Annotated in this window: 18 protein-coding genes and 1 pseudogene; 16 read left to right on the top strand and 3 right to left on the bottom strand. The window is 72.0% G+C overall.

Annotation, left to right across the window (positions count from 1 at the left end; translation table 11 throughout):
• Positions 1 to 13 precede the first annotated feature (13 nt).
• From IFT36_RS03895 to IFT36_RS03875, 5 genes are all read left to right on the top strand, one after another.
• Positions 14 to 1,300 carry an ABC transporter substrate-binding protein gene (locus tag IFT36_RS03895; protein ID WP_200412464.1) on the top strand — a complete coding sequence of 429 codons (1,287 nt, stop codon included), beginning with the start codon at positions 14 to 16 and terminating at the stop codon, positions 1,298 to 1,300.
• A 10-nt stretch (positions 1,301 to 1,310) separates the two neighbouring features.
• Positions 1,311 to 2,345, top strand: coding sequence for a carbohydrate ABC transporter permease (locus IFT36_RS03890; RefSeq protein ID WP_056047131.1), 1,035 nt, complete (start codon positions 1,311 to 1,313; stop codon positions 2,343 to 2,345).
• Positions 2,342 to 3,247, top strand: coding sequence for a carbohydrate ABC transporter permease (locus IFT36_RS03885; RefSeq protein WP_056047129.1), 906 nt, complete (start codon positions 2,342 to 2,344; stop codon positions 3,245 to 3,247). Before IFT36_RS03890 ends, IFT36_RS03885 begins: the two co-directional genes overlap by 4 nt.
• A 41-nt stretch (positions 3,248 to 3,288) precedes the next feature.
• Positions 3,289 to 5,661 (top strand): beta-xylosidase/alpha-l-arabinosidase, encoded by a 2,373-nt coding sequence (locus tag IFT36_RS03880; protein ID WP_200412463.1) that lies wholly within the window; start codon positions 3,289 to 3,291, stop codon positions 5,659 to 5,661.
• 286 nt (positions 5,662 to 5,947) lie between these two features.
• A complete protein-coding gene (locus IFT36_RS03875; RefSeq protein ID WP_043597604.1) occupies positions 5,948 to 6,733 on the top strand; it encodes an SDR family oxidoreductase in 786 nt (261 codons plus the stop codon).
• 222 nt (positions 6,734 to 6,955) lie between these two features.
• On the opposite strand, the gene IFT36_RS03870 is transcribed toward IFT36_RS03875, so the two are convergent.
• Entirely contained in the window at positions 6,956 to 8,026 is a 1,071-nt protein-coding gene (locus IFT36_RS03870; RefSeq protein WP_307785018.1) for a LacI family DNA-binding transcriptional regulator, read from the bottom strand.
• Positions 8,027 to 8,156: 130 nt separating this feature from the next.
• On the opposite strand from IFT36_RS03870, the gene IFT36_RS03865 reads away from it, so the two are divergent.
• The 5 genes from IFT36_RS03865 (at position 8,157) to IFT36_RS16865 (ending at position 15,086) form a co-directional block, all read left to right on the top strand.
• A complete protein-coding gene (locus IFT36_RS03865; RefSeq protein ID WP_235452694.1) occupies positions 8,157 to 9,413 on the top strand; it encodes a sugar ABC transporter substrate-binding protein in 1,257 nt (418 codons plus the stop codon).
• A 19-nt stretch (positions 9,414 to 9,432) separates the two neighbouring features.
• Positions 9,433 to 10,419 (top strand): carbohydrate ABC transporter permease, encoded by a 987-nt coding sequence (locus tag IFT36_RS03860; RefSeq protein WP_200412462.1) that lies wholly within the window; start codon positions 9,433 to 9,435, stop codon positions 10,417 to 10,419.
• Entirely contained in the window at positions 10,416 to 11,294 is an 879-nt protein-coding gene (locus tag IFT36_RS03855; protein WP_082452497.1) for a carbohydrate ABC transporter permease, read from the top strand. The genes IFT36_RS03860 and IFT36_RS03855 overlap by 4 nt, the downstream gene beginning before the upstream one ends.
• A 48-nt stretch (positions 11,295 to 11,342) precedes the next feature.
• Entirely contained in the window at positions 11,343 to 13,295 is a 1,953-nt protein-coding gene (locus IFT36_RS03850) for a glycoside hydrolase family 127 protein (protein WP_200412461.1), read from the top strand.
• A gap of 78 nt (positions 13,296 to 13,373) precedes the next feature.
• Entirely contained in the window at positions 13,374 to 15,086 is a 1,713-nt protein-coding gene (locus IFT36_RS16865; protein WP_307785017.1) for a CBM35 domain-containing protein, read from the top strand.
• Between the two features lie 183 nt (positions 15,087 to 15,269).
• On the opposite strand, the gene IFT36_RS03840 is transcribed toward IFT36_RS16865, so the two are convergent.
• Entirely contained in the window at positions 15,270 to 17,291 is a 2,022-nt protein-coding gene (locus IFT36_RS03840; protein ID WP_200412460.1) for an Ig-like domain repeat protein, read from the bottom strand.
• Positions 17,292 to 17,677: 386 nt separating this feature from the next.
• Here IFT36_RS03840 and IFT36_RS03835 point away from each other — a divergent pair, with 386 nt between their 5' ends.
• From IFT36_RS03835 to IFT36_RS03820, 4 genes are all read left to right on the top strand, one after another.
• Positions 17,678 to 18,220, top strand: coding sequence for a PadR family transcriptional regulator (locus IFT36_RS03835; RefSeq protein WP_056047119.1), 543 nt, complete (start codon positions 17,678 to 17,680; stop codon positions 18,218 to 18,220).
• Between the two features lie 41 nt (positions 18,221 to 18,261).
• Positions 18,262 to 19,938, top strand: a complete 1,677-nt coding sequence (locus IFT36_RS03830) for an ABC1 kinase family protein (protein WP_307785016.1) — start codon at positions 18,262 to 18,264, stop codon at positions 19,936 to 19,938.
• 183 nt (positions 19,939 to 20,121) lie between these two features.
• On the top strand, positions 20,122 to 20,727 hold the full coding sequence (locus tag IFT36_RS03825; protein WP_200412458.1) for a hypothetical protein: 606 nt from the start codon (positions 20,122 to 20,124) through the stop codon (positions 20,725 to 20,727).
• 35 nt (positions 20,728 to 20,762) lie between these two features.
• Complete coding sequence (locus IFT36_RS03820; protein WP_200412457.1) at positions 20,763 to 22,178, top strand: LamG-like jellyroll fold domain-containing protein; 1,416 nt, start codon at positions 20,763 to 20,765, stop codon at positions 22,176 to 22,178.
• A 103-nt stretch (positions 22,179 to 22,281) separates the two neighbouring features.
• On the opposite strand, the gene IFT36_RS03815 is transcribed toward IFT36_RS03820, so the two are convergent.
• On the bottom strand, positions 22,282 to 23,592 hold the full coding sequence (locus tag IFT36_RS03815; protein ID WP_200412456.1) for an ice-binding family protein: 1,311 nt from the start codon (positions 23,590 to 23,592) through the stop codon (positions 22,282 to 22,284).
• Positions 23,593 to 23,794: 202 nt separating this feature from the next.
• Between IFT36_RS03815 and IFT36_RS03810 the strand changes: the two genes are divergently transcribed.
• Positions 23,795 to 24,481, top strand: a complete 687-nt coding sequence (locus IFT36_RS03810) for a TetR/AcrR family transcriptional regulator (RefSeq protein WP_056047111.1) — start codon at positions 23,795 to 23,797, stop codon at positions 24,479 to 24,481.
• Between the two features lie 179 nt (positions 24,482 to 24,660).
• Positions 24,661 to 25,272: pseudogene (locus IFT36_RS03805) on the top strand (hypothetical protein); the annotation flags it as partial.

The following is a 25,272-nucleotide window of genomic DNA, read 5'->3' as shown; positions in this document are numbered from 1 at the left end:
AAAAGGTGGAACCATGACCACATCTCGACGGCTCCTGGCCGGGTCTGCGGCCCTGCTGATCGGAGCGGGACTGCTGACCGGCTGCAGCACCGGGGGCGGAAGCGGGTCCGACGACGGCACGCTCACCCTGTGGCAGAACTCGACGACCGGCCCCGGCCAGGACTTCTGGACGGCCACCGCGGCCGACTTCGAGAAGGCCAACCCGGACGTGAAGATCGACGTCCAGACCGTGCAGAACGAGGACTTCGACAGCAAGCTGCAGACCGCCCTCAACTCGGGCGACGCCCCGGACGTGTTCCTGCAGCGCGGCGGCGGCAAGCTGCAGGCCATGGTCTCGGCCGGACAGGTCAAGGACCTCACCGACGTCATCTCGGACGACGCGAAGCAGGACATCAGCGAGGGGACCTTCGGGTCGGGCTCGGTCGACGGCAAGGTGTACTCGATGCCCGTCGCCGTGCTCCCCGGTGGCTTCTGGTACAGCCAGGACCTCTTCGACGCCGCCGGCATCACCGAGGCCCCGACGACGATGGACGAGCTCGACCAGGCCGTCACCGCCCTGAAGGGCTCGGGCGTCTCGCCCGTCGCCCTCGGTGGCAAGGACGCCTGGCCCGCCGCCCACTGGTACTTCTTCTTCGCGCTGCGCTCGTGCAGCTCGGACGTCCTCGAGAAGGCCGCGACCGACCGTGACTTCAGCGACGACTGCTGGGTCAAGGCGGCCGAGGACCTCGCCGACTTCCGCGACACCGAGCCGTTCAACGACGGGTTCCTCACCACGGCGGCCCAGCAGGGCGCCGGCAGCTCGGCCGGCCTGATCGCCAACCACCAGGCGGGCATGGAGCTCATGGGTGCCTGGAACCCCGGCGTCATCGCCTCGCTCACGCCCGACCAGCAGCCGCTGTCCGACCTGGGCTGGTTCCCCTTCCCCGCCGTCGACGGCGGCGACGGCGAGACCGGCGCCATCATGGGCGGGGTCGACGGGTACTCGTGCTCGGCCGGTGCGCCCGACTCGTGCGTCGACTTCCTGAACTACCTGGCGACCCCCGACGTGCAGACGGCCTACTACAAGGCCTTCAACGCGCCTCCCGTCAACACGGTCGCCCAGGAGGCCGTCACCGAGCCCTACCTGCAGGACGTGCTCAGCGCCTACAACGACGCCCCCTTCGTCTCGCAGTGGCTCGACACCGTCTACGGCCTGAACGTCGGCAACGCGATGAACGTCGCCGTGGTCGACCTGCTCTCGGGTGACGGCACGCCGCAGCAGTTCGTCGACGCCGTCGACGCCGCCGCCAAGAAGGCGTAGAGGTCGGATCGTGAGTCTCCGCGAACCCTCCGTGCGGCCCGCCGCACCCTCGCGGCCTCACGCCACCGCCGGGGGCGAGGCACTCGCCTCGCCCCCGGCGGCCTCCCGGGCCGTGTCCCGGAAGGGGCGTGGCGCCCGCGGCCTCGAGATCGCCCTGCTCGTCGGTCCCGCCCTCGTGGTGTTCCTGGCGTTCGTGGTCTTCCCGATCGTGATGGCCGCCTACTACGGCTTCTTCAGCTGGTCGGGCTTCGGCCCGCCGACCGACTTCGTCGGGTTCCGCAACTACGTCACGATCTTCCAGGACCCGACCTTCCTCGACGCGTTGCGGCACAACGCCACGATCGTCGTGCTCTCGCTCGTGCTGCAGGGCCCGGTCGCCATCGGGCTCGCGTTGCTGCTCAACCGCAAGCTGCGCGGTCAGTCGCTCATCCGCGTGCTGATCTTCGTGCCCTACGTCATCAGCGAGGTCGTCGTCGGCACGGGCTGGAGCCTCATGCTCCAGGGCAGCGGCGCCGTCAACGACCTGCTCACCAAGGTCGGCCTCGGCTCGTTCGCGACCGACTGGCTCGCCGACCCGAGCATCGCGATCTGGACCCTGCTCGTCATCATCACCTGGAAGTACGTCGGCTTCGCCGTCATCCTCTTCCTGGCCGGGCTGCAGGGCGTGCCCGAGGAGCTCAGCGAGGCCGCGGCGATCGACGGCGCGAGCTGGTGGCAGATCCAGCGCCGCATCACGCTGCCGCTGCTCGGACCGACGCTGCGCATCTGGGCGTTCCTGTCGATCATCGGCTCGCTGCAGCTGTTCGACCTCGTCTACATCATCTGGGGTCAGTACATCGCGGCCACCGCCGGCACGTCGACCATGGCGACCTACATGGTGGCCAACGGCCGCACCTCGGGCAGTTACGGCTACGGCAACGCCGTCGCGGTCGTGCTGTTCCTCATCTCGCTCGTCGTCGCCCTCGTCTACCAGCGCTTCGTGCTGCGACGCGACACGGCCGGGGCCGTCACGACCTCCGCCACCACCGCAGGAGAAGAACGATGACCGCCAGCACCCTGCCCGCCCGCCCCCGCGGCGGCACCCCCGCGCCCGCGGCGCCCCGGCCGTCGACCCGCAGGAGGCGCGGCATCGCCGACCCCGGCCGCGGCGTCGCGTACGTGGTCGCGGTGGTCGTCATCGTGGCGATGCTCGCGCCCGTCGCGTTCATCGTGATCGGCGGGTTCCGCACCAACGCGCAGATCACGACGGACCCGTCCGGGTTCCCGAGCCCGTGGCAGGTCGGCAACTACCTCGACGTCCTGACCGGCGGCACGTTCTGGCGACAGGTCGGCAACTCGCTGATCTCGGCCGGGGCGACCACGATCGGCACGGTGGCGCTCGGCCTGGCCGCCAGCTACGTCCTGGCGCGGTACCGGTTCGCCGGTCGCGGGGTGCTCTACGCGCTCTTCGCGGCGGGCCTGATGTTCCCGATGACCGTCGCGATCACGCCGCTGTACCTCGTGATCCGCGACCTGGGCCTGACGAACTCGCTGGCCGGCGTCATCCTGCCGCAGATCGCCTTCGCCCTGCCGACGACGATCATCATCCTCGTGCCGTTCCTCCGCGCGATCCCCGACGAGATCGAGGAGGCCGCGTTCATCGACGGCTGCAGCCGCCTCGGCTTCTTCTTCCGGATGGTCGTCCGGCTGTCGTTGCCCGGCGTGATCACGGTCGGCATCCTCGCCTTCATAGGTGCCTGGAACTCGTACCTGCTGCCGCTGTTCATCCTCAACGACCCGTCGACGTTCACCCTGCCGCTCGGCGTGCAGGCGTTCTCGTCGCAGTACTCGGTCGACACGGCACGGGTGCTCGCCTTCACGGCGCTCTCGATGCTGCCCGCGTTGATCTTCTTCAGCCTCTTCGAACGCCGCATCGTCGGCGGGCTCACCGGGGCGGTCAAGGGATGACCGCCACCGACACCGTCACAGACCAGGAGGCGCGAGCCGACATGACCGACACCGCTCACCGACCGCAGGCCCTCACGGTCGGCGAACCCCGCGCCTCCGACCGGGTGGCGTCGCTGCTGGCCGAGATGACCCTCGACGAGAAGCTCGCCCAGCTGGTCGGCTGGTGGGTCGACCAGGGGGCCGAGAACGTCGCCCCGATGCAGGGCGAGATGGCGACGTCGGGCGACTACGTCGAGGCGACCCGACACGGGCTCGGGCACCTGACGCGGGTCTACGGGACGCGGCCGGTGGACCCCGTCGAGCGCGCCTCCTGGTTGTGGCGCGAACAGCGCCGCCTGCGGGACGAGACCCGACTGGGCATCCCCGCGCTGGTGCACGAGGAGTGCCTGACCGGCCTCGCCGCCTGGCAGGCCGCGACGTTCCCGACGCCGCTCGCCTGGGGCGCGTCGTTCGACCCCGAGCTGGTCGAGGAGATGGCCCGGCTGATCGGCGGGTCCATGCGCGACCTCGGCGTGCACCAGGGTCTCGCGCCGGTACTCGACGTCATCCGTGACACCCGCTGGGGTCGGGTCGACGAGTGCATCGCCGAGGACCCCTACGTCGTCGGCACGATCGGCACCGCCTACGTGAAGGGGCTGCAGGCGGCCGGCGTGCACGCGACGCTCAAGCACTTCGTCGGCTACTCGACCTCGGCGGCGGGGCGCAACCACGCACCGGCGCAGGTCGGACCGCGGTTCGTCGAGGACGTGCTGTTGCCGCCCTTCGAGATGGCCGTGCTCGACGGCGGGGTGCGGTCGGTGATGAACTCGTACGCAGAGATCGACGGGGTGCCGGTCGCCGGGACGCCGTCGTACCTGACCGAGGTGCTGCGCCGCAGGTGGGGGTTCGACGGCGTGGTCGTGTCGGACTACTTCTCGGTGGCGTTCCTGCAGGTGATGCACGCCGTCGCGGCCGACCGGGGCGAGGCCGCCGCGCTGGCCCTCGAGGCCGGCATCGACGTCGAGTTGCCCACCGGTGACGCCTACCTCGCGCCCCTCGCCGAGCGGGTGCGCGCCGGAGACGTGGACGAGGCGCTGGTCGACCGGGCGGTGATCCGCGTGCTCGCCGAGAAGGAGGAGCTCGGGCTGCTCGACGAGACGTTCGAGACGCCGCCGCCGACCGCGATCGACCTCGACTCGGCCGAGCACCGGGCCGTCGCGCGGCGGCTGGCCGACGAGTCGGTCGTCGTGCTGACGAACGACGGCGTGCTCCCGCTCGTGCGGGGGTCGGCGGGTGCCACCGGTGGTGCCGACGTCGCGGGGACCGGCCCGGCGTCGGTCGCGGTGGTCGGCCCGAACGGCGACAGCGCCGAGGCCCTGATGGGCTGCTACTCGTTCGTCAACCACGTGCTGGCGCACCACCCCGGCGTGCCGCTCGGCATCGACCTGCCGACCGTCGCCGCCTCCCTCCGCATCGAGCTGCCCTCCGCCGACGTCGTCGTCGAGGCCGGCTGCGACGTCGAGGGCGACGACCGGTCACGCATCGCCGCGGCGGTCGAGGCCGCCCGGGGCGCTGCGGTCGCGGTCGTCGTGGTCGGCGACCGGGCCGGCCTGTTCGGCCGGGGCACCGTCGGCGAGGGCAACGACGTCGAGAGCCTCGAGCTGCCCGGGGTGCAGCGCGAGCTCGTCGAGGCCGTCGTCGCCACCGGCACGCCGACCGTCATGGTCGTGCTCTCGGGCCGGCCGTACGCCATCGGGTGGGCGGTGTCGGGTGCGGGGGCGCCCGCCGCCGTCGTCCAGGCGTTCTTCCCGGGGGAGGAGGGCGGGGCCGCCGTCGCCGGCGTCCTGACCGGCAGCGTCGAGCCGTCCGGGCACCTGCCCGTGTCGTTGCCGCGGTCGGCCGGCGCGCAGCCGTTCTCGTACCTGCACCCGGTGCTCGGCGGGCCGTCCGAGGTGACGAGCGCCGACAGCACGCCCGTGCTGCCGTTCGGGCACGGGCTGTCGTACACCTCGTGGCGACGCTCCGACCTGGTCGTCGACTCGGCCGAGGTGCCGGCGGGTGGCTCGTTCGTCGCCTCGGTGACGGTCGCCAACACGGGCGACCGCCCCGGCACCGACCTCGTGCAGCTCTACGCGCACGACGTCGTCGGCTCGGTCACCCGGCCCGTCGCGCAGCTGCTCGGCTACGCGCGCGTCGCGCTCGGACCCGGTGAGGAGGCGCGGGTCGTCTTCCGCGTCCCCACCGCCCGTCTGGCGCTGACCGACCGGCAGCACCGACGGGTCGTCGAGCCCGGGGACGTCGAGCTCTGGGTCGGCGGCTCGTGCGCCGAGCGGGAGGCCGAGGCGACGGTGCGGCTGACGGGCGACGCGTACCCCGTGACGATCGCCGACGAGCGGATCGTGGGCGTCGAGATCGGGACGCGCGCCGGGCGCTGACCCGCGCCTCCTCGGGTCGCGGGCCCGCGCCTCCTGCGCCCCGAACCCCGTTCACGAAGATGAACCCCGATTTCTCGTGGTTCGTCTTCGTGAACGGGGTTCGTCGCGTCGTGGGGAGGCGGGAGGCGCGGCGCGGCGCGGGATGGCAGGAGGCGCGGCGCGGCGACCACGGTCAGGGCGCAGTAAGGCGACACGTGTAGCCTTACGGCGAGTCGCGCACGGTCGCGCGACCACTGGCCCGGCGCCGCGTCGGGCCTCACCGAACGAGAGAACCGGAGCCCGTCCCATGGAGCGTTTCACCGACAAGGTCGTCCTCATCACCGGCGGAGGGTCGGGCCTCGGCCGGGCCGCCGCCGTCCGCGTCGCGAGCGAGGGCGCGAAGCTCGCCCTCGTCGACGTCTCGGAGAAGGGCCTCGCCGACTCGCAGGCCGCCGTGCTCGAGGCCGTCCCCGGGGCCGAGGTGCTGACCGTCGTCGCCGACGTGTCGAGCGAGGACGACGTCGCGCGCTACGTGTCGGCGACGGTCGAGCGCTTCGGGCGCATCGACGCGTTCTTCAACAACGCCGGCATCGAGGGCAAGCAGAACCTCACCGAGCGGTTCGGCGCCGACGAGTTCGACAAGGTCGTCTCGATCAACCTGCGCGGGGTGTTCCTCGGCCTCGAGAAGGTGCTCGGCGTCATGCGGTCGCAGGGCGACGGCGGTGCCGTGGTCAACACCGCGAGCGTCGGCGGCATCCGCGGCGTCGGCAACCAGTCGGGCTACGCCGCGGCCAAGCACGGCGTCGTCGGCCTGACCCGCAACTCGGCCGTCGAGTACGGCGAGTTCGGCATCCGCGTCAACGCGATCGCCCCCGGCGCCATCTGGACGCCCATGGTCGAGGCCTCGATGCGTCAGATCGACGCCGAGAACCCTGAGAAGGCCGCCGAGCAGTTCATCCAGATCAACCCGACCAAGCGCTACGGCAAGGCCGACGAGATCGCCTCGGTCGTCGCCTTCCTCCTGTCGGACGACGCCACCTACGTCAACGCGGCCGTCGTGCCCATCGACGGCGGGCAGTCCGCGAAGTACTGAGGCACGCGCGGGGGCGTCGTGAGTCGCCGGCCCGCACCTCCGCTGGTGGCCGACCCGCGCCTCCTGCCGCCTCGCACCCGGTTCCGAACCATGCACCCCGTTGCTTCTGGGTGCATCGTTCGGAACCGGGTTCTTCGTCGCGCTGCAGGCCGGGGCGGCACCAGGCCGGCAGCGAGGCCACCGGGCCGGCGCGGAGGGCCAGAGCAGGAGGCGCGCCGCGCGTCAGCCGGTCGACTCGCGTTCGTGCACGCGCACGGCTCCGTAGGTCACGCCCGCCGAGGTCGAGCCCCCGATCGCGTCGACCAGGTGTTGGGCGGCCGCCCGGCCGAGCTGTTCGAGGTTCATGTCCACGCTGGTCAGCGTCGGGCGTGACTCGCGGACGAGGACGTCCCAGTTGTCGAAGCCGATGACGGCGACGTCGCCCGGCACCGACCGGCCCTCGTCGCGCAGCGCGTCGAGCACGCCGCGGGCGATGTGGTCGCTGCCCGCGACGATCGCGTCGACGGTCTCGTCGCCCCGGACGAGGAGGCGCGCGCAGTCCCGCCCCCAGGCCTCGCCCCACTGCCCGTACAACGAGGCACCGCCGACGAGCTCGAGCCCGGCGGCCTGCGTGGCGGCCAGCACCCCCGCCGCCCGGTCGCGTGAGGCGGCGTAAGACGACTCGCCGTTCACGAGCGCGATGCGCCGCCGACCCTTGGCGATGAGGTGCTCGGCGGCGAGACGGCCGGCCTGCACGTTGTTGGGGGTGAAGGACGCGTCGGTCGGGTCGGTCGACGGCGCGTAGACGTAGACCACCGGCACGTCGGCGAGGACGGGAGCCGGGGGGCGGGGGTTGGTGGTGCGGCCCACGATCAGGAGCCCGTCGACGCGTCGGGTGAGCAGGTTCTGCAGGTGCAACTGCTCGCGCAGGGCGTCGTCGCGGGCGTCGGCCAGCAGCACCGAGAGCGACCCCGAGCCGAAGGCGTCCTCGGCGCCGAGCAGCACGGGCAGGACGAAACGGTTGTCGAGGTCGCTCGTGACCATGCCGATCGTGCCGGTGCGCTGGGAGTTGAGGGCCTGGGCGAAGAAGTTCGGGGTGAACGAGAGGGCGGCGGCGGCCTCTCGCACCTTGACGCGCGTGCTCTCGCGCACCTGGGCCCGCCCGTTGAGGGCCTTCGACGCGGTCGCCACCGAGACGCCGGCGGCCCGGGCCACATCCGCGAGCGTGACGGGCGCCCCCGTCCCTCGACCACCGCTGCTCGTACCCATGTAGCGAAAATAGTTCACGAACGTGTTGACAAGCAACTGTGCCAAATGTAGCTTTCAACCCGAAACCGGTTTCGGTTACAACTTCTCGACGACGAGACGGTCGCGCACCGGCATCCCCCTGCACCGCGCGGCGCTCTCCGAACGAGGAACCCGCAGCATTCAGAGAGGAATTCCTGTGATCTCGTTCATCCGCAGCAAGAAGACGGCCGTCGCCGTCGTGGGTCTGGCCGCCGTGTCGCTCGCCCTGACCGGGTGTGCCGGTGGCTCGTCCGGCGGCAGCAGCTCGGCCGCGTCGGGGACGTACACCTTCTGGGACCCGTACCCGCAGTTCGACGACTCGTCCGACTGGGCGAAGCTGGTGCAGGCCTGTGGCACCGAGGCCGGCGTCACCGTCGAACGCACCGGCTACGACACCTCCGACCTGACGAGCAAGGCCCTCCTCGCCGGCCAGCAGGGCAACTCGCCCGACCTGCTGCTCGTCGACAACCCCGTCGTCTCGACGCTGGCCGAGGCGGGCCTGCTGACCGACACCGACGAGACCGGTGCCGACACCTCGGACATCGAGCAGAACATCCTCGCGGCCGGACAGATCGACGGTGCGACGTACGGGGTGCCCATCGGCGCCAACACCCTGGCGCTGTACTACAACAAGACCGTCCTCGACGCGGCGGGCGTCGACCCCGCGTCGATCACCGACTGGGACACCCTGACCTCGGCCCTCGAGAAGGTCTCGGCCTCCGGCGGGAAGGGCATCACCTTCTCGGCCATCGGCACCGAAGAAGGAAGCTTCCAGTTCTTGCCCTGGTACTGGGGGTCCGGTGCCGAGCTGACCGACCTCTCGTCCGACGACGCCGTGTCGGCGCTCGACCTCTGGACCGGGTGGGTCGAGGACGGCTACGCCCCGAACTCGGTCATCGGCAACACGCAGACCACGAGCTGGCAGGAGTTCCTCACGGGGGAGTACGCCTTCGGCGAGAACGGCACCTGGCAACTGGCCGGCGTCAAGGACTCGGGCATCGACTACGGCATCATCTCGATCCCCGCGAAGGACGGAGGCGCGGCACCGGCCCCCACGGGCGGTGAGTTCCTGACGGTCCCCGTCCAGAGCGACGACGCCCGGTACGACGTCAGCGAGAAGATCCGGGCGTGCCTGACGAGCACCGACAACCTCGTGGCCACCGACACGACCCTGTCGTACGTCGCGCCGACGAAGGACGCGCAGGAGCAGCAGGTGCAGGCCGACCCCGACCTCGAACCGTGGGTCACCGCCGTCGGCGATGCCAAGGGGCGCACGAGCGACGACCTCGGCACCGAGTACCCGAAGATCTCGGAGCAGCTCTGGAAGGCCGTCCAGAACAGCCTCAGCGGGTCGTCGTCGGCCCAGGACGCCCTCGACGAGGCCCAGCAGGCCGCCGAGTCGGCCACGAAGTGACCGCCCGGGACGAGCGACCATGAGCACCGACATCCTCGAACGTCGTGAGGCCGTGCCCGACGGACGGTCGGGCGGGACGCACGTCCCGCCCGCCGGCCCCGGCCGCCCGAGGCGTCGCCGTCGCCCCGACGCGGGCCAGCTGACCGCCTGGGCCTTCATCGCCCCGGTCGTCCTCTACCTGGCGGTCTTCTACGCCTACCCGTTGATCCGCAACGTCGACCTGTCGGTCCGCGACTACACCGTGCGGTCGTTCATCGACGGCACGGCACCGTTCATCGGGCTCGAGAACTTCACCGACGTCTTCGCCAGCCCGACGTTCGGCCCCGCCCTCGTCAACACGCTGCTGTTCACGGGCGTCTCGATCGCGTTCCAGTTCTCGATCGGCATGGCACTCGCGGTCTTCTTCTTCCAGAGGTTCCCGCTGTCGTCGACGTTGCGCGCGTTGTTCCTCGTGCCGTGGCTGCTGCCGCTGATCGTCAGCGCGTCGACCTGGTCCTGGATGCTCAACAGCGAGAGCGGCGTCGTCAACTCGGTCATCGAGACCTTCGGCGGCAGCCAGGTCAACTGGCTCACCTCTTCGCAGTGGGCGTTGACGAGCGTGATCGTCGCCAACATCTGGATCGGCATCCCGTTCAACCTGGTCATCCTCTACAGCGGCCTGCAGAACATCTCGGGTGACCTCTACGAAGCGGCGGCGCTCGACGGCGCGAACGCCTGGCAGAAGTTCTGGCGCATCACGTTCCCGCTGCTGCGCCCGGTGTCGGCCATCACCATCCTGCTCGGCCTCGTCTACACGCTGAAGGTCTTCGACATCATCTGGATCATGACCCGGGGCGGCCCGGGCGACGCCTCGACCACCTTCGCCATCTGGTCGTACCAGTTGGGCTTCGGCTCGACCCTCCCGACCTTCGGCCCCGCGGCCGCCGTCGGCAACCTGCTGATCGTGATGGCCCTGATCTGCGGATTCGTCTACCTGCGCGTGCAGAGGAAGCAGAGTCGGTCATGAGCGTCATCACCCGGACCCCCGCCCCGCGATCGGACGTGCGCCGCGCCTCCTCGCGGCGGGCCGGCCGGCGCAGCCTGGCCACGACCGTCCTCGGCGTCGTCTTCACGGCGATCATGTTGTTCCCCATCTACTGGATGATCAACGTCTCGCTGACGCCGACGGCGCAGATGCGGCAGAGCCCGCCGTCGTGGTTCCCGACGAATCCGACGCTCGACGGCTACGCGGCCGTCGTGTCCGAGCAGCTGCCCTACCTCGGCACGAGCCTGCTGGTCGGGCTCGGCACCGTCGTCGTGACGGTCGCCCTGTCGGCACCGGCCGCGTACTCGCTCGCCAAGCTGCGGCCCAAGGGGGGAGGCGCGCTCAGCTTCGTCCTGCTGGTCGCGCAGATGATCCCCCAGGTCATCATGGCGATGGGCTTCTACGCGATCTACCTCAACCTCGGCATCCTCAACGAGTGGTGGGGTCTCGTGATCGCCGACTCGACGCTCGCGGTGCCGTTCGGCGTGCTGATCTTCACCGCGTTCATGAGCGGCATCCCCGACGAGTTGCTGAGCGCCGCGAAGCTCGACGGGGCCGGCTCGTGGCGGACCTTCGTCTCGGTGGTGCTTCCGGTCAGCCGCAACTCGGCCGTCACCGTCGGGCTGTTCGCGTTCTTGTGGGCCTGGTCGGACTTCGTCTTCTCGTCGACGCTCAACAGCGGCGGCTCGGCCCAGACCATCACCCTCGGCATCTACCGCTACATCGGCAACAACAACCAGGAGTGGAACTCGATCATGGCGACCGCCGTGGTCGCGTCGATCCCCGCCACCGTCCTGCTCGTCGTCGCCCAGCGGTACGTCGCCGCCGGCGTCACCGCCGGTGCCGTCAAGGACTGAGCCGGCCTCCCCGAGCCGACAGCGCCTGGCCGACAGGACCGAACCGACATGACCACCACACATCCCGCGAGGAGCACGCCCGTGACCACCATCCACACCTCGACCGCACCGTTCTCGGGCCCGGTCCGGCCCGGCCGGTCGACCCTGACCCCGCTCGACTCGTCCGAGATCCGCCTGACCGGCGGGTACTGGGCCGAGAAGCAACGCCTGAACGCCGACGTCGTGCTGCGCCACTGCGAGGACTGGATGGAGCGCATCGGCTGGACGGGCAACTTCGACCGGGCCGCGTCCCATCAGGCCGGCTGGGTGCACGCCGGCATCGAGTTCGTCGACAGCGAGGTCTACAAGCTGCTCGAGGGCATGGCGTGGGAGCTCGGCCGATCGCACGACGCCGACCTCTCGTCGCGCTACGACCAGCTGGTGTACCGGGTCGCCTCGGCGCAGGACGACGACGGCTACCTGCACACCAGCTTCGGTCGTCCCTGGCAGCCCGCCCGCTACTCGAACCTCGAATGGGGCCACGAGCTCTACAGCTTCGGCCACCTCGTCCAGGCGGCCGTCGCGGCCGAGAGGACCGGCATCGAGAGCGCCCTGGTCGACGTCGCCCGCCGCCTGGCCGACCACCTCTGGGTCGAGTTCGGGCCCGACGGGCGGGTGGCGGTCTGCGGGCACCCCGAGATCGAGGTCGCGCTCGTCGAGTTCGGCCGCGCCCTCGACGAGCCCCGCTACGTCGAGCTCGCGCGCCTCTTCGTCGAGCGCCGCGGCCACGGCCTGCTGGCGCCGATCGAGTACGGCCAGGAGTACTTCCAGGACGACGTGCCGGTGCGGGAGGCCGAGGTGCTGCGCGGGCACGCGGTGCGGGCGTTGTACCTGGCGGCCGGTGCCCTCGACGTGGCCGTCGAGACCGGCGACGACGAACTCGCCGACGCCGTCCGGCGGCAGTGGGAGGCGACCGTCGCGCGCCGCACGTACGTCACCGGCGGGATGGGCTCGCACCACCAGGACGAGGCGTACGGTGCCGACTTCGAGCTTCCGCCGGATCGCGCCTACTCGGAGACCTGCGCCGGCATCGCCTCGAACATGCTGTCGTGGCGCCTGCTGCTGCAGGACGGCGACCCGCGCTACGCGGACCTGATCGAACGCACGCTGTTCAACAACGTGATGGCCTCGCCCCGCGAGGACGGGCGTGCCTTCTTCTACACGAACACGTTGCACCAGCGCACCGACGGCGTCGCCCCCGACGAGGACGAGCTGAACGCCCGCGCCCTGTCGAGCCTCCGGGCGCCCTGGTTCGAGGTCTCGTGCTGCCCGACGAACGTCGCCCGCACGCTCGCGAGCGTCGAGTCGACCTTCGCGACCAAGACGCCGGCCGGGCTGCAGGTGCACCAGTACGGCGAGTACGACGTCGACACCGCCCTTTCCGACGGCACGCCGATCGCCCTGTCGGTGCGCAGCGGCTACCCCTACGACGGCGCGGTCCGCATCACCTGGCGCGACGACACGCGACGCGAGGTCGACCTCGACCTGCGCATTCCCTCGTGGGCGGGCTCGGCACGCATCGAGGCGCCCGGCCAGGCACCGTCCGTGCGGGACGGACGCTCGACGACCGTCCGGGGCCGGTTCGCGGCGGGCGACGTCGTCACGGTCGACCTGCCGATGCAGGCCCGGTGGAGCCTGCCCGACCCTCGGATCGACGCGGTGCGCGGCCAGGTCGCCGTTCAGCGCGGCCCGCTCGTGCTGGCGCTCGAGTCGACCGACCTGCCCGACGGCGACGTCAACGACGTGGTCGTCGACACCTCGGTCGAACCGGTGACCACCGAGCGGGGTGCCACGGTCGAGGTGTCACGTCTGGCCGCGGCCACCGCCGACTGGCCGTACGGCGAGCCCGGCGACGCGACCGGCCCGCTCGGCGCGGTCGCCCTCGTGCCCTACGCCACCTGGGCGAACCGCGGGCCGTCGACCATGAGGGTCTGGCTGCCCGTCGCCCGGGTCGAGGGCTGACCCGCGCCTCCTGACGTCCCGCCCGTGAGGGCGGTGCGACCCGGTTCCATCCCTCGAAGAAAGCAAAGGAGCTTCTCTGTGAACCGAACGAAGATCACGACGGGACTGCTGGCGGCGACGGCGGTCCTCGCGGCGCTCGTCGCACCGGCGGCACCCGCAGAAGCGGCGGGCAACACGCTCGTCGTCGACGCCTCGACGAGCATCAGGCCCGTCACCCACGTCGGAGCCGGGGGGCTGTACGCCGTGGCGTCCGACACGACGCCGGCCCCTGGTCTGCTGACGCCGTTGCGGCTGAAGCAGCACACGCAGCCCGCTCCCGGCGTGCAGCAGCTCGGCAACGGTGCCACCGTGCCGACCGGCGACGTGCTGAAGACGGCGAACGCGTTCACCCGCGACGGTGCACAGTCGTACGCCCGCATGCCCGACGTCTACCCGGACTTCCCGTACCGCTGGATCAGCTGGCAGGACTGGACGCAGAAGATCGACACGATGGTCGGGGCCCGGGTCGCCGCGGCGGGCACGACGAACATCAACGGCTGGGAGCTGTGGAACGAGCCCGACGGCACCTGGGACACCGCGAAGGCGGGCCCGTTCCTCGACGGGTGGACCCGGACCTACCGCCAGGTGAAGCTGCAGGACACGGTGACGCCGATCGTGGGTCCGAGCCACAGCCGCTACTACCCCGACCGCATGCGCGAGTTCATGGCCAGGGCGAAGGCCGACGGCACCCTGCCTGACGTCGTCGTCTGGCACGAACTGGACGACGGCGGGTGGGCCGACGTCGACGAGCACGTGGCCGACTACCGATCGATCGAGCGTGACCTCGGCATCAGCCCGCGTCCGATCTCGATCAACGAATACGGTTCGCCGAACCAGGTCGACACCCCCAGCGTCGCGGCCCACTTCATCGCGCAGTTCGAGCGCACCGGCATCAAGGACGCCGAACGCGCGTACTGGTACGAATCCGGGACGGTCGGGGGACTCGTGTGGAACAACGCTCCGACCGGGTCGTACTGGCTCTACAAGTGGTACGGCGAGATGGCAGGCTCCATGGTCGACGTGACGCCCTCGGGCGATCTCGACGGGTTCGCCTCGTACGACTCGACCCGCGGGATCGTCAACGTCGCGTTCGGCGGGACGTTCGGTGACAACGCCGTACAGGTCAAGGGACTGGCCGGTCTCGGGTCGCAGGTCAGGGTGACGGTGAACTACACGCCGCGCTCGGGACGCATGGCGAACGTCGCTGCACCGACCCAGCTGTCGAGTACCACCGTCGGCGTCGTGAACGGGGCCGTCACCGTCCCCATCCCGAACCAGGACTACCTCGGCGCCTACCAGGTGGTCGTCACGCCCGCCTCGGGCCCGGCCACGAGCTACCAGCAGACCTACGAGGCCGAGAACGCGACGGTGGTCAACGCGTCGATCCTGTCGTCGTCCTCGGCGTCCAACTCCGGCTACGTGGGTCGCATCGACGGTCTGGGTGACGGCCGGTCGAACTCGTTCGTCGATTTCGTGGTCGAGGTGCCGACGGCCGGCAGCTACTCGTTGACGACCCGCTACGCGAACGGAGGCGCAGCGACGTCGACGCAGGGCCTCGCCTTCAACGGTGGTGCGTTCTCGACGGTGTCGTACGCACCGACGGGTGGCTGGGGGCGGTTCGCCACCTCGGCGGCCGCACCCGTCACGCTCAAGGCCGGGGTCAACGTGATCCGTCTGGCGAAGGGTTCTCCGAACTTCGCCGGGGGCACCGGATTCGCCGAGCTCGACTCGATCACGGTGACTCCGCGGTAGCCGCCGGCAGGCCGCCGGGCTCCTGAGAAGGCCCGGCCGCCCGACAGCTCTTCCTGTCGGGCCGGGCGGTGCGTCACGGTCCCGGGCCGTGACGCACCGCCCCTCTGTGGTCGCGACCCGCGCCTCCTGACGCTCCGGCGCCCGGGTCGCGGACCCGGCGCCGAGGACTCGGCGCCGCGCGCGTCAGCGCAGGACGACGATCATCCGCTTCGAGACGCTGGCGGACACGTTGCCCGACCCGGCGTACGACGCGGACAGGACGTACGTGCCCCCGCGGGTGAAGGTCCCCACCGGCACGGTGACGCGTCCTGCTCCGTCGGCCGAGACGGTGGCGGTGCCGACGGTCCTGCCGCCCGAGGTCACGGTCACGGTGCCGGTGGGGCGGGGGACGCCGGGGGCCGACACGGTGACCGTGACCGTCGCCGCCTTGTTCTTGGTGATCGCCGTCGTCCCGCGGGTCAAGGCGCTGGACGAGGAGGCCTTGTCGACGGTCACGCCGACGACCGCCGAGTCCGAGCCGGACTGCGTCGTCGTGGCAGGGACGAAGGAGGCGCGCAGCTGGTGGGTGCCCGCCGCGGTCGTCCCCGGCAGGGTCACCGTGGCGCGCCCGTCGGACCCGACCTTCGTGCTGCCGACGACGGCCGTGCCGTCCCGGAGCGTCACCGTCCCGCTCGGGGCCGAACCGTCCGACGCGACGACCTGGGTGGTCGTCGTGATCGGGGTGGTCGAGCCGTGGGTCTGGCGGGTGCGGTCGACGCTCAGTCGACTGGTCGTCGTCGCGGGGGCGGTCGCGGGCGCCGGGGCCGACAGGGTCGGGGCCGGAGCGGAGGCGGGCACCTTGGCGGACCCCCCGGCGAGGCTCACGTCGAGGACCGCTCCGCCCGACGGGGTCATCGAGCGGACCGACACCGTGAAGCCGCCGTTCGCGCTGGTGAACGACTCGCCCGCGTCGAGGTGCGTGTCGCGACGGCTGGGGTCGCGCCCGGCGTCGAGGCCGACCGCGAGGGCGACGGTCGACACCGTGCTGCCCGCGAGGGTGAGCGGGCGGAGCACCCGGACGCTGCCGGTCGTCTTGTCGCTGGTGAGCGCGCAGCGCGTGAAGCCCGATCCGACGAGGGCGCAGGACGGAGAACGTCCGCCGAACTCCGGGCTGGTGGCGTCCGTCCCGGTCGCGGTGCGGTACTCGACGTAGTAGTCCTGACCGCTGACCGGGTCGACCACCTTGACGGCGCGGCCCTTCGCGGCACCGTCGAGCGAGGCGACGGTGACCTGGCGGGTCGTGCCCGCCCCGCTGAGCGTGGTGACGTCGGTCAGGTAACCGGCGCGGACCCGCTGGACGGACGACAGGTGGGGGCGGGACGACGAGACCGAGTAGCCCATGATGTCGAGGAAGTCCCCGTACTCGAGCACGGGGCAGGAGGCGGGGGAGTCGGTCGACGTGGCGTACCGGTAGTCGCTCGCGGCCCCGTCGAACGACGTCGTGCTGCGGCACATGCCGGCACCGGCGTGGCCGAAGCCGAGGTTGTGGCCGAACTCGTGCAGCAGCACGGGGACGCCCAGCGTGCTGCCCGCTCCGTACGAGCTGAAGACCTCGCCGCCGTCGCCGCCGACCGTGCCGAACGCGGTCGCCGTCGTCCCGCACGTCTCGCGGCTCAGGACGATCAGGTGCTCGTTCGTGCCGGCCCACGCGTACCGGGCGAACCGTCCGCCGAAGGCCGAGGTGTGGACCGTGTTGAGCACCGTGGCGGGGACGCACGACGCCTGGTCGAGCGAGCGGGTCTCGATGCCGGCGAGCGTCACGTTCACGGTGTGGCCTGACTCCTCCCACCAGTAGTCGTGCAGCTGCGTCACGGCGGCGCGGATCGAGGCGTCGTCGGGAGGCGTGGGGGAGTCGTCCGAGGTCGCGGCCGTCGCCGCCGCGACGCTGACGTACACCGGGTGGTCCGTCACCCCGGTCGTCGGCGACACGTCGTCGTCGGTCTGGGCCCTCAGCAGGGGCGCCGAGGGCACCGTCATCATGTCGCCGGACAAGTCGGCCGAGACGCCCGACGTGGCCGTCGAGGCGGCGGCCGTCGTGGTGGGGGCGGTGGCGACCGGGGCGGGCGACGGGGTCGCGGCCTGGGCGGGGGCGGTCACCAGGACGGTGAACACCAGGGCCGCGGCGGCGGCGGTCGCCGCGAGGCGGCGGGTCGGGAACGAGGGCATGGCGGACTCCAGGGATCTCGGAGGCGCGGACCGTCACCGAGGGACGTACGACTCCGTCGGGCGTCGGGGAACGACGGAGGTCCTGCCGCCTCGGCGGACGTCGGGGAACGCCGAGGCAGCAGGGCTCACCGGCGGACGTCGGGGAACGCCGGAGAGGTGACGGCAACGCGCCGTCGGTGGGGGTTCATACCCACGAATGGAACTCAACCACCCTCGCCCGGTCGCCCGAACCCCCCGAACGAGTGCGTGGGGACCCCCAGAACAGGACCGTTCGGGATCTCGGCGGCCGCGCCTCCTGCCTGGGCGTCAGCCCTGACGGGCCACCGGTGGGGGTATATCGTCCGGGTATCGTTCGACCCCGTTCCACCCTCGAGAAGGAGAACACCATGAGCAGCACGTCAGCACCCGGCACCTTCGGCTTCGGCACCGGCCTCGACGGCATGTGGCAGGCCATGGAGCAGCTCCGCTCGACCTTCGACCGCCGCGAGGGCACCCGTGCCCCGCGGGGCGAGGTGCGGGCCGCGATCCTCGCGCTGCTGGCCGAACGCCCCATGCACGGCTACCAGATCATCCGCGAGATCGACGAGCGCAGCGGCGGCGACTGGAAGCCCAGCGCCGGGTCCGTGTACCCGACCCTGCAGTTGCTCTCCGACGAGGGGCTCGTCGCCGCGGAGGAGACCGACGGCCGCAAGGTCTACTCGCTCACCGAGGCCGGTCGCGCCGCCGCCGGGGTCGACCCGTCGGCTCCGTGGGAGCCCGAGCGCTCCGCCACCGGCGACCGGTTCCGCGCCCTGCCCAAGGCCGGCGTCGAGCTGGCCCGCGCCACGGCGCAGGTCGGCCGGACGGGCTCGCCCGAGCAGGTCGACGAGGCGGTGGCGGTGCTCGACGAGGCCCGTCGTCGCATCTACTCGATCCTCGCCCGAGACTGACGAGGGTGGCGTCGACCGACCCCTCCGCGTCCAGTCCTCCGGTGCGTGACCGGGCCGGTCGCGCGCGCTACCGTCGCATCCTGCGGTTCGCGTCGCGGCACCTCGCCGTCACCTGGTGGTTCGAACTCGTCCTGCCCCGCTTCGGCCTGCGGCGGCTCGCGGAGCGCACGCGTGCCCGGCGCATGCGGCGCTTCGCTCGGGGCTTCCACGCCCTGGCCCTCGACCTCGGCGGTCTGATGATCAAGGTCGGCCAGTACCTGTCGTCGCGCCTCGACGTGCTGCCGCCCGAGATCACCAAAGAGCTCGAGGGGCTGCAGGACGAGGTCACGCCCGTGCCCTTCCCGGGCATCCGCGCCCTGGCCGAGGCCGAGCTGGGCCGACCCCTCGGGCAGGTCTTCGCCACCGTCGCCGAGTCGCCCATCGCCGCCGCCTCGCTCGGCCAGGCGCACCGGGCGACGCTCGGGCCCGTCGACGCCGCCGACACGGGCCTCACGGACGTCGTGCTCAAGGTGCAGCGGCCCGGCATCGACGCCGTGGTCGACGTCGACCTCGCCGCACTCCGCCGCGTCGGCGGCTGGCTCAGCCACGTCCGGCTGGTGTCGGACCGGGTCGACGCCCCCGCCCTCGTCGAGGAGTTCGCGCGCACCAGCCTCGAAGAGATCGACTACCTCAACGAGGCCGCCAACTCGGCCCGCTTCGCCGCCGACTTCGCCGACGACGACCGGGTGAGCGTGCCCGACGTCGTGTGGGAGCGCACCACGCGTCGCGTCCTCGTGCTGGACGACGTCTCGGCCATCAAGATCACCGACGTCGACGCGCTGGCCGCCGCCGGCATCGACCCCGCCGAGGTCGCCCCCGTCTTCGCCGCGGTGATGTTCGACCAGCTCTTCACCCACGGGTTCTTCCACGCCGACCCGCATCCCGGCAACATCTTCGTCACGCCCGTGCCCGACGCGGTCGACGGCCAGCGACCGTGGAAGCTCACCTTCATCGACTTCGGCATGATGGGCGAGGTGCCGACGGGCACCCGGACGGGCTTGCGCAAGCTGCTGATCGCGGCGGCCTCGCGTGACGGTTCGGGCATGGTGAACGCCATGCGCGACCTCGGCGTCCTGCTGCCGAGCGCCGACACGCTCGGGCTCGAGCGGGCCGTGACCGCCACCTTCGCCCGGTTCGGCGGCATGGGGTTCGCCGAACTCCGGCAGGTCGACCCGCGGGAGTACCGCGAGTTCGCCGGGCAGTTCGGCGACCTCATCCGGTCGCTGCCGTTCCAGCTGCCCGAGGACTTCCTGCTCGTGCTGCGGGCGATGACGCTGACCTCGGGGGTCGCCAGCGCGCTCGACCCGGCGTTCAACCTGTGGGACTCGGTCGAGCCCTACGCGGCCCGGCTGATCCGCGACGAACGCGGCAACGCGGTGCAGGACGTCACGCGCCGCACCCTCGACGCCGCCACGGTGGCCGTGCGTCTGCCCGGCCGACTCGACCACCTCGTCACGCGCCTCGAGGACGGCACGCTCGAGGTGGGCAGCCCGCGGATCGAGCGCCAATTGACCCGCATCGAGCGGACCGCCCGGCGGGTGGTCTCGGCCGTGCTCTTCGCCGCCCTGCTGATCGCGGGGGCCGTCCTGCGAAGCGGGGACGACGTGGTCGGCACGGTGCTCATGGCCACCTCGGCGGTGCCCCTGCTGCACGCGCTGCTGGCCGGCCGCGGACGCTGACCTCCGGCCGGTGCGCCCCGGCGGGGTACAGGGGGTTCCCCCTGACTGGGGACACGACGCCCCTTACCGAGTCGACGATCCCTCGGTACCGTCGCCCCATCGGCACCGTGCCGAGACGTCACAGCCCCCTCCCGACAGGCACCACGGGGGCCTCGGCGCCCCCCACCCGAAGGACTCCCCGACATGTCCCGATCGCTCCGCCGCGCCCGCTGGACCCGCCGTGCCCGCTGGGCCGCCGTGCCCGTCGCCGTCATCGCCTCCGGCGCCATCATCTCGACGGCGTCGTACTCGGCCTTCTCGGCCACCACCTCGAACCCGACGAGCAACTGGTCGACCGGCACCGTGCAGCTCACGGACGACGATTCCGACGTCGCCCTGTTCTCGGCCTCGGGCCTGATGCCCGGTGACACCGGCACGAGGTGCATCACGGTCACCTCGACGGGCAGCCTGCCCTCGTCGGTCCGGCTCTACGGCACCGCGGCGACCACGACCAACTCGCTCTCGTCCTTCCTCGACCTGACGATCCAACAGGGGTCGGGCGCGTCCAGCGCCTCGTGTGACGGCTTCACCCCGGCGAGCCAGGGTGCGCAGGTCTTCTCGGGCACCCTCGCCGACTTCGCGAGCCAGCGGACCGGCTACGCGACCGGCGCCCCGACCTGGTCACCGGACGGGACGGCCGCCGAGTCGCACTCGTTCAAGTTCACGTACGCGCTCAGCCAGTCGACGCCGAACACCGGTCAGGACTCGCGCGCGGCGATCGCCTTCACCTGGGAGGCCCAGACCCGCTGACGCGGGAGACGACGCCCGAGCCGGAACACGCCGACATGACGACCCTCGCGGCCCCCGCCGCCACCACCTCGCAGGTCCGCTCCGACCTGTCGTTCTGGGGTGCGCTGTGCCTGGCGACGATCGCGCGGGTCGTCCTGACGACGGCCGTGTGCCTCCTGCTCTGGGCGGCCGTCCCGGCCCTCTGGGGCTGGACGCCCACGACCGTGGTCACGGGGTCGATGTCGCCCGCGATCGCCGCCGGGGACGTGGTCGTGGCGATGCCCGTCGACACCGCCGACCTCGACGCGGGGCAGGTGCTGCTCGTCGACGATCCGGACCGGGCCGGAGAGCTGCGGCTGCACCGTCTGGTCGACACGACCGACGACGGGTCGTTGCGACTCAAGGGCGACGCGAACGCCGAGTTCGACTCGAGCCCCGTCGCCGCCGAGGCCGTGCACGGCGTCGGGGTCCTGCTCGTGCCGTCCATCGGGTCGCCGATGCTCTGGCACGGCGGCGACCGCGTGGTGGGCGTGCTCGTCGTGTCCCTCGTCGTGCTGCTCCTGCTCGCGGCGATGCGGCTCGAGCCGACCAGCGAGGACGTCGTCGACCCCCTCGCCCCGTCCCGTCACCGTGCGCCCACGCAGCCGTCGGGGCGGTCGCGCGCGGCCCGGGTCTCGGGCGTCGCCCTCACCGTGGTGGCCGGGGTGGCCGTGCTCTTCCTCGTCGTCGGCTCGAGCCACGCGGCGTTCTCGGCCACGACCTCGACCTCGAGCGTGCTCGCCACCTCGCGGTTCGCCTGCCTCGACCGCCCGGTCGCGGCGCAGGCGCGATTCGCCTACCAGTTCAACGACGGGGTCGGCACGACCGCGCGCGACAGCAGCGGCAACGGACGACCGGGCACCCTCACCCCCGGGGCCACGATCACGGGCGGCACGTGCGCCCCCGGTGACGGCCCGTTCCTGAGGCTCGACGGCGTGGACGGTCAGGTCACGACGGGGCTGAACATCGACGGCCCCCAGGTCTTCACCGTCGAGACCTGGTTCCGCACGACCACGACGACGGGCGGCAAGCTGATCGGCTTCGGGAACAGCCAGGCGGGCGCGTCGGGACAGTACGACCGTCACCTCTACCTGACCGACCGGGGCACGCTGATCTTCGGCGTCTACAGCGGCGGGTACTTCACCCTGCAGAGCCCGTCGACGTACACCGACGGTGCGTGGCACCTCGCGACGGCGACCCTGGACGCCTCGGGCATGACGCTCTACGTGGACGGCGCGCCGGTCGGGTCGTCGTCCCAGGCGGCGGCCGAGAACGCCCGCGGCTACTGGCGGATCGGCTACGACGCGGTGAACGCGCCCTGGCCCTCGCCGCCGACCAGCAAGCACTTCCGGGGCGACCTCGACGACACGACGGTCCTCGACGTCGCCTCGACGGCGGCCGAGGTGAGCGCGAGGTACGCGGCCGGCCGGTGAACGTCGACCGGCGTCCGCCGACCGGCGTCCGGGGACCCGGGCCCGGGGCCTCGGTCAGGAGGCGCGGGTCGGTCGAGCGAGGCGCCTCCGGTGGACCCGCCGGTCAGGACCGGGCGAGGCGGCGGCGTCGGATGGCGGTGACGGTGACGAGGGCGGCACCGAGGAGCAGGACCAGGCCGGCGCCGATCACCGGCAGCGTGGTGTCCGCACCCGTGTAGGCGAGGTCGCCGCGGGGGCCGGTGCCGTTCCGGTCGGAGACGGGGACGGCCGGGGTCGACGGCGTGGTCGTCCCGGGCGGCGTGGTCGTCCCGGGAGGCGTGGTCGCGCCGGGGGGAGTCACGGTGCCGGGAGGGGTGCCGCCGTCGCCCGGGGGCGGCGTGACGACGTCGGCCGGGGTGACCGTGATCGTGTAGTCCGCGGTGTCGGGCGGCGTCGTGCCGTTGTCGGCCGTGATGGTGACGGTGGTGTCGCCGGGGGTGGTCGGGGTGCCCGAGATCTCGCCGGTGGTGTCGTTCAGCGTGAGGCCGGCCGGCAGGGTGCCGGTGGTGACGGTGAAGGTCGGGGCCGGGGCACCGGTCGCCGTGACGGTGAACGAGTACGGGGTGCCCTCGGTCGCGGCCGTCGGACTGCCCGACGTGATGGTCGGTGCGACGGTCTCGGACGGCGTGCCGACCGTGGGGCAGGCCGCGGGCACGGTGAGGGTGTTGGTGTCGAGCGTCACGGCGCCGGTGCGGGCGAGGAGCCGTCCGACGACGGTCGCACCCGTCGTCGCGGTGATGGACTCCTGCGCGAGGATGGTCCCGCGGAAGTCCGCGTCGGCGAGGAGGGTGGCCGAGCTGCCGACCTGCCAGAAGACGTTGCACGCGCTGGCGCCCTGGGAGAAGGTCATGGTCGTGTTCGCGCCGATGGTCAGGGTGCTGGCGGCCTGGATGACCCAGACCGACCGATCGGAGCCGGCGAACGCGAGGCTGCCGTTCTCGGTGAGCTGCACCGCGTCCCCCGAGTAGACGCCGGGCGACAGCGACCGACCGGCCAGGTCGACGACGTTGCTCTCCTGCGGGGTGAGGGCCGCGGCCACGTCGTAGGCCGAGGTGAGGTCCTGCTGCGCGAGCCGCGCGGGTTCGTCGGCCACGTGCTGCACGCCCCCGACGATCACGCCGGGGCCACCGGCGTCGAACCCGGTGACCGAGGAGCCGGGGCTGAGGCCGACGTCGCCGTTCACCACGCTGGGGCCGGTGTTGGTGACCGTCGAGGCGGCGAGCACGGCGTAGCTGCGGGCCGACCCGAGGTCGACGGGGCCGTCGATGACGTTCGCGGCGCTCGCGGGGAGGGCCGAGGCCACCGTGAGGGCGGCGGCGACGCCGAGGACGAGCCCCGAGCGGGCGAGGAGGGAAGGGGACGTCGAACGGGGCATGGCGCCACCTGACTGGGAAGAGGAGGCACCTGGACACACGTGATCGGTTCGTGCGGGCGTTCCCCGTTACCTGAGGTATACGCGGGTCTCCCTGAGAACTCGATCCTTGACGCGTCATCCGGCGACGCGACCGACGCAGCGGCACCCGTGTACCCCGGACTGGGCGTCGACTCGTGCGCCGCGCGGTCCGTAGCGTCGATGCGTGATCCACGAGACCCACCCCGAGTCGTCGGACGCCCCGACGGCCACGACGACCACCCCCGCCACCCCGTTCGGAGCCCCGTCCGCCGCCGTCGAGCGACGCATCGCCATCGTCGAGGCGGCCATGCGCGTCTTCACCGAGCACGCCTTCCACGAGGCGTCGTTCGAGTTGGTCGCCCGAGCCGCCGATCTGCCCGTCAAGACCGTGAGCGACGAGTTCACCCACTGGAACGGCCTGGTCCTGGCGACCGTCGACCTCTGGGTCGGCCGCCGCACCCGGCCGCTGCTCCCCCTCGCCCGGACGCACGGCACGATCGCCCTGCTGCGCGCGATCGTCGCCGCGAACGCCGCCGAACCCGCGTTGATGCGCCTGCTGAGTGCCACCGTCAACGTCGCGGCGACCCCCGGCCACCCGCTGGCGCCGCTGTTGCACGACCAGTGGCAGCAGTTCTACCGGTTGATCCACAGCTCGCTCGCGCAGGACGTCGAGCTCGGGCGCGAGCCCGACACGATGCAGCCGGCCAGGGGTGCCGAGCAGTTGATCGCCCTCTACGAGGGACTGCAGCTGCAGTCCATGGTCCGACGTGACATGGACGTCGTGGAGTCGTTCGACCGGGCGATCACGCGCCTGCGCGCCGGGTGGGGCTCCGTCTACGTGCCGCCCTCCTGGGACCTCGAGCTGGTCTGAGCCGTCCCTCGCCGACGCGTCGTCGAGGCGATCGGGGTACATCTGAGACAGGCTCATGGACAATCCGGCGTCGTCGGCGTAGAAAAGACGGCACATCGCGTCTCACCAGCGCGATGAGGGGCACGACCCCGACGCCGGGACCCACCACCCCGGTGAGATGCGACCGAAGAAGGTACGCCGTGGATCAGACGGCCGAGACGACGACGAGGCGACCCGCCCCGCTCCGTCTCGTGCGCCTCCTCGGCTTCTCGGGTCTCGCCGCGATCGGCATGGTCGGTCTCGGACTCGCCTTCTCGTCCCCGTCGGCCTCGGCCGACGAGGCCCCGTCGTCCCTCCTCGGCGGCGTCACCTCGGCCGTCGGCCAGGTCGCCGGATCGCTCGACGCCCCCGTGGCCGCCGTCGGTCAGACCGCAGGAGGCGCGGTGTCACAGGTCACGGGCGTCGCCGTCCAGGCCACGGCCGTCGCACCCCCGGTGCAGCAGGTCGTGCAGGCCGCGGCCCCCGTGGTGCCCCAGGTCGTGCAGCAGGTCGCGGCCGCCGCACCGGTCTCGTCGGTCGTCGCGCCCGTCGCGCAGACCGTGGACCAGGTCGTCGCGGCCGTCCCCGTGGTGCCTGCCGTCACCGGCCCGGCACCCGTCTCGACCGTGACCGACCCGCTGACCGGCGTCGTCGACGAGGGTCTGACCGCCGTCGGCGACTCGGCTGCGGCCCCCGCCGCCCCCGTGCTCCCGCCGGTCGTGCCCGGAGGCGTCACGCCCCGACCGGGCGTGACGGTCCCCGCGGGCGACGTG

It is taken from the genome of Frigoribacterium sp. CFBP 13605, from assembly GCF_014839405.1.
Taxonomy (GTDB): domain Bacteria; phylum Actinomycetota; class Actinomycetes; order Actinomycetales; family Microbacteriaceae; genus Frigoribacterium.
The sequence above is the reverse complement of the archived record's forward strand: the minus strand, read 5'-3'. Positions and strand labels throughout refer to the sequence as shown.

Bases quoted from the DNA above. Each gene is read 5' to 3' on its own strand.
- IFT36_RS03895 (WP_200412464.1), top strand. From the start codon at position 14: ATGACCACATCTCGACGGCTCCTGGCCGGGTCTGCGGCCCTGCTGATC.
- IFT36_RS03885 (WP_056047129.1), top strand. From the start codon at position 2,342: ATGACCGCCAGCACCCTGCCCGCCCGCCCCCGCGGCGGCACCCCCGCG.
- IFT36_RS03860 (WP_200412462.1), top strand. From the start codon at position 9,433: ATGAGCACCGACATCCTCGAACGTCGTGAGGCCGTGCCCGACGGACGG.
- IFT36_RS03835 (WP_056047119.1), top strand. From the start codon at position 17,678: ATGAGCAGCACGTCAGCACCCGGCACCTTCGGCTTCGGCACCGGCCTC.
- IFT36_RS03855 (WP_082452497.1), top strand. From the start codon at position 10,416: ATGAGCGTCATCACCCGGACCCCCGCCCCGCGATCGGACGTGCGCCGC.
- IFT36_RS03825 (WP_200412458.1), top strand. From the start codon at position 20,122: ATGTCCCGATCGCTCCGCCGCGCCCGCTGGACCCGCCGTGCCCGCTGG.
- IFT36_RS03820 (WP_200412457.1), top strand. From the start codon at position 20,763: ATGACGACCCTCGCGGCCCCCGCCGCCACCACCTCGCAGGTCCGCTCC.
- IFT36_RS03875 (WP_043597604.1), top strand. From the start codon at position 5,948: ATGGAGCGTTTCACCGACAAGGTCGTCCTCATCACCGGCGGAGGGTCG.
- IFT36_RS03815 (WP_200412456.1), bottom strand. From the start codon at position 23,592: ATGCCCCGTTCGACGTCCCCTTCCCTCCTCGCCCGCTCGGGGCTCGTC.
- IFT36_RS03880 (WP_200412463.1), top strand. From the start codon at position 3,289: ATGACCGACACCGCTCACCGACCGCAGGCCCTCACGGTCGGCGAACCC.
- IFT36_RS03850 (WP_200412461.1), top strand. From the start codon at position 11,343: ATGACCACCACACATCCCGCGAGGAGCACGCCCGTGACCACCATCCAC.
- IFT36_RS03840 (WP_200412460.1), bottom strand. From the start codon at position 17,291: ATGCCCTCGTTCCCGACCCGCCGCCTCGCGGCGACCGCCGCCGCCGCG.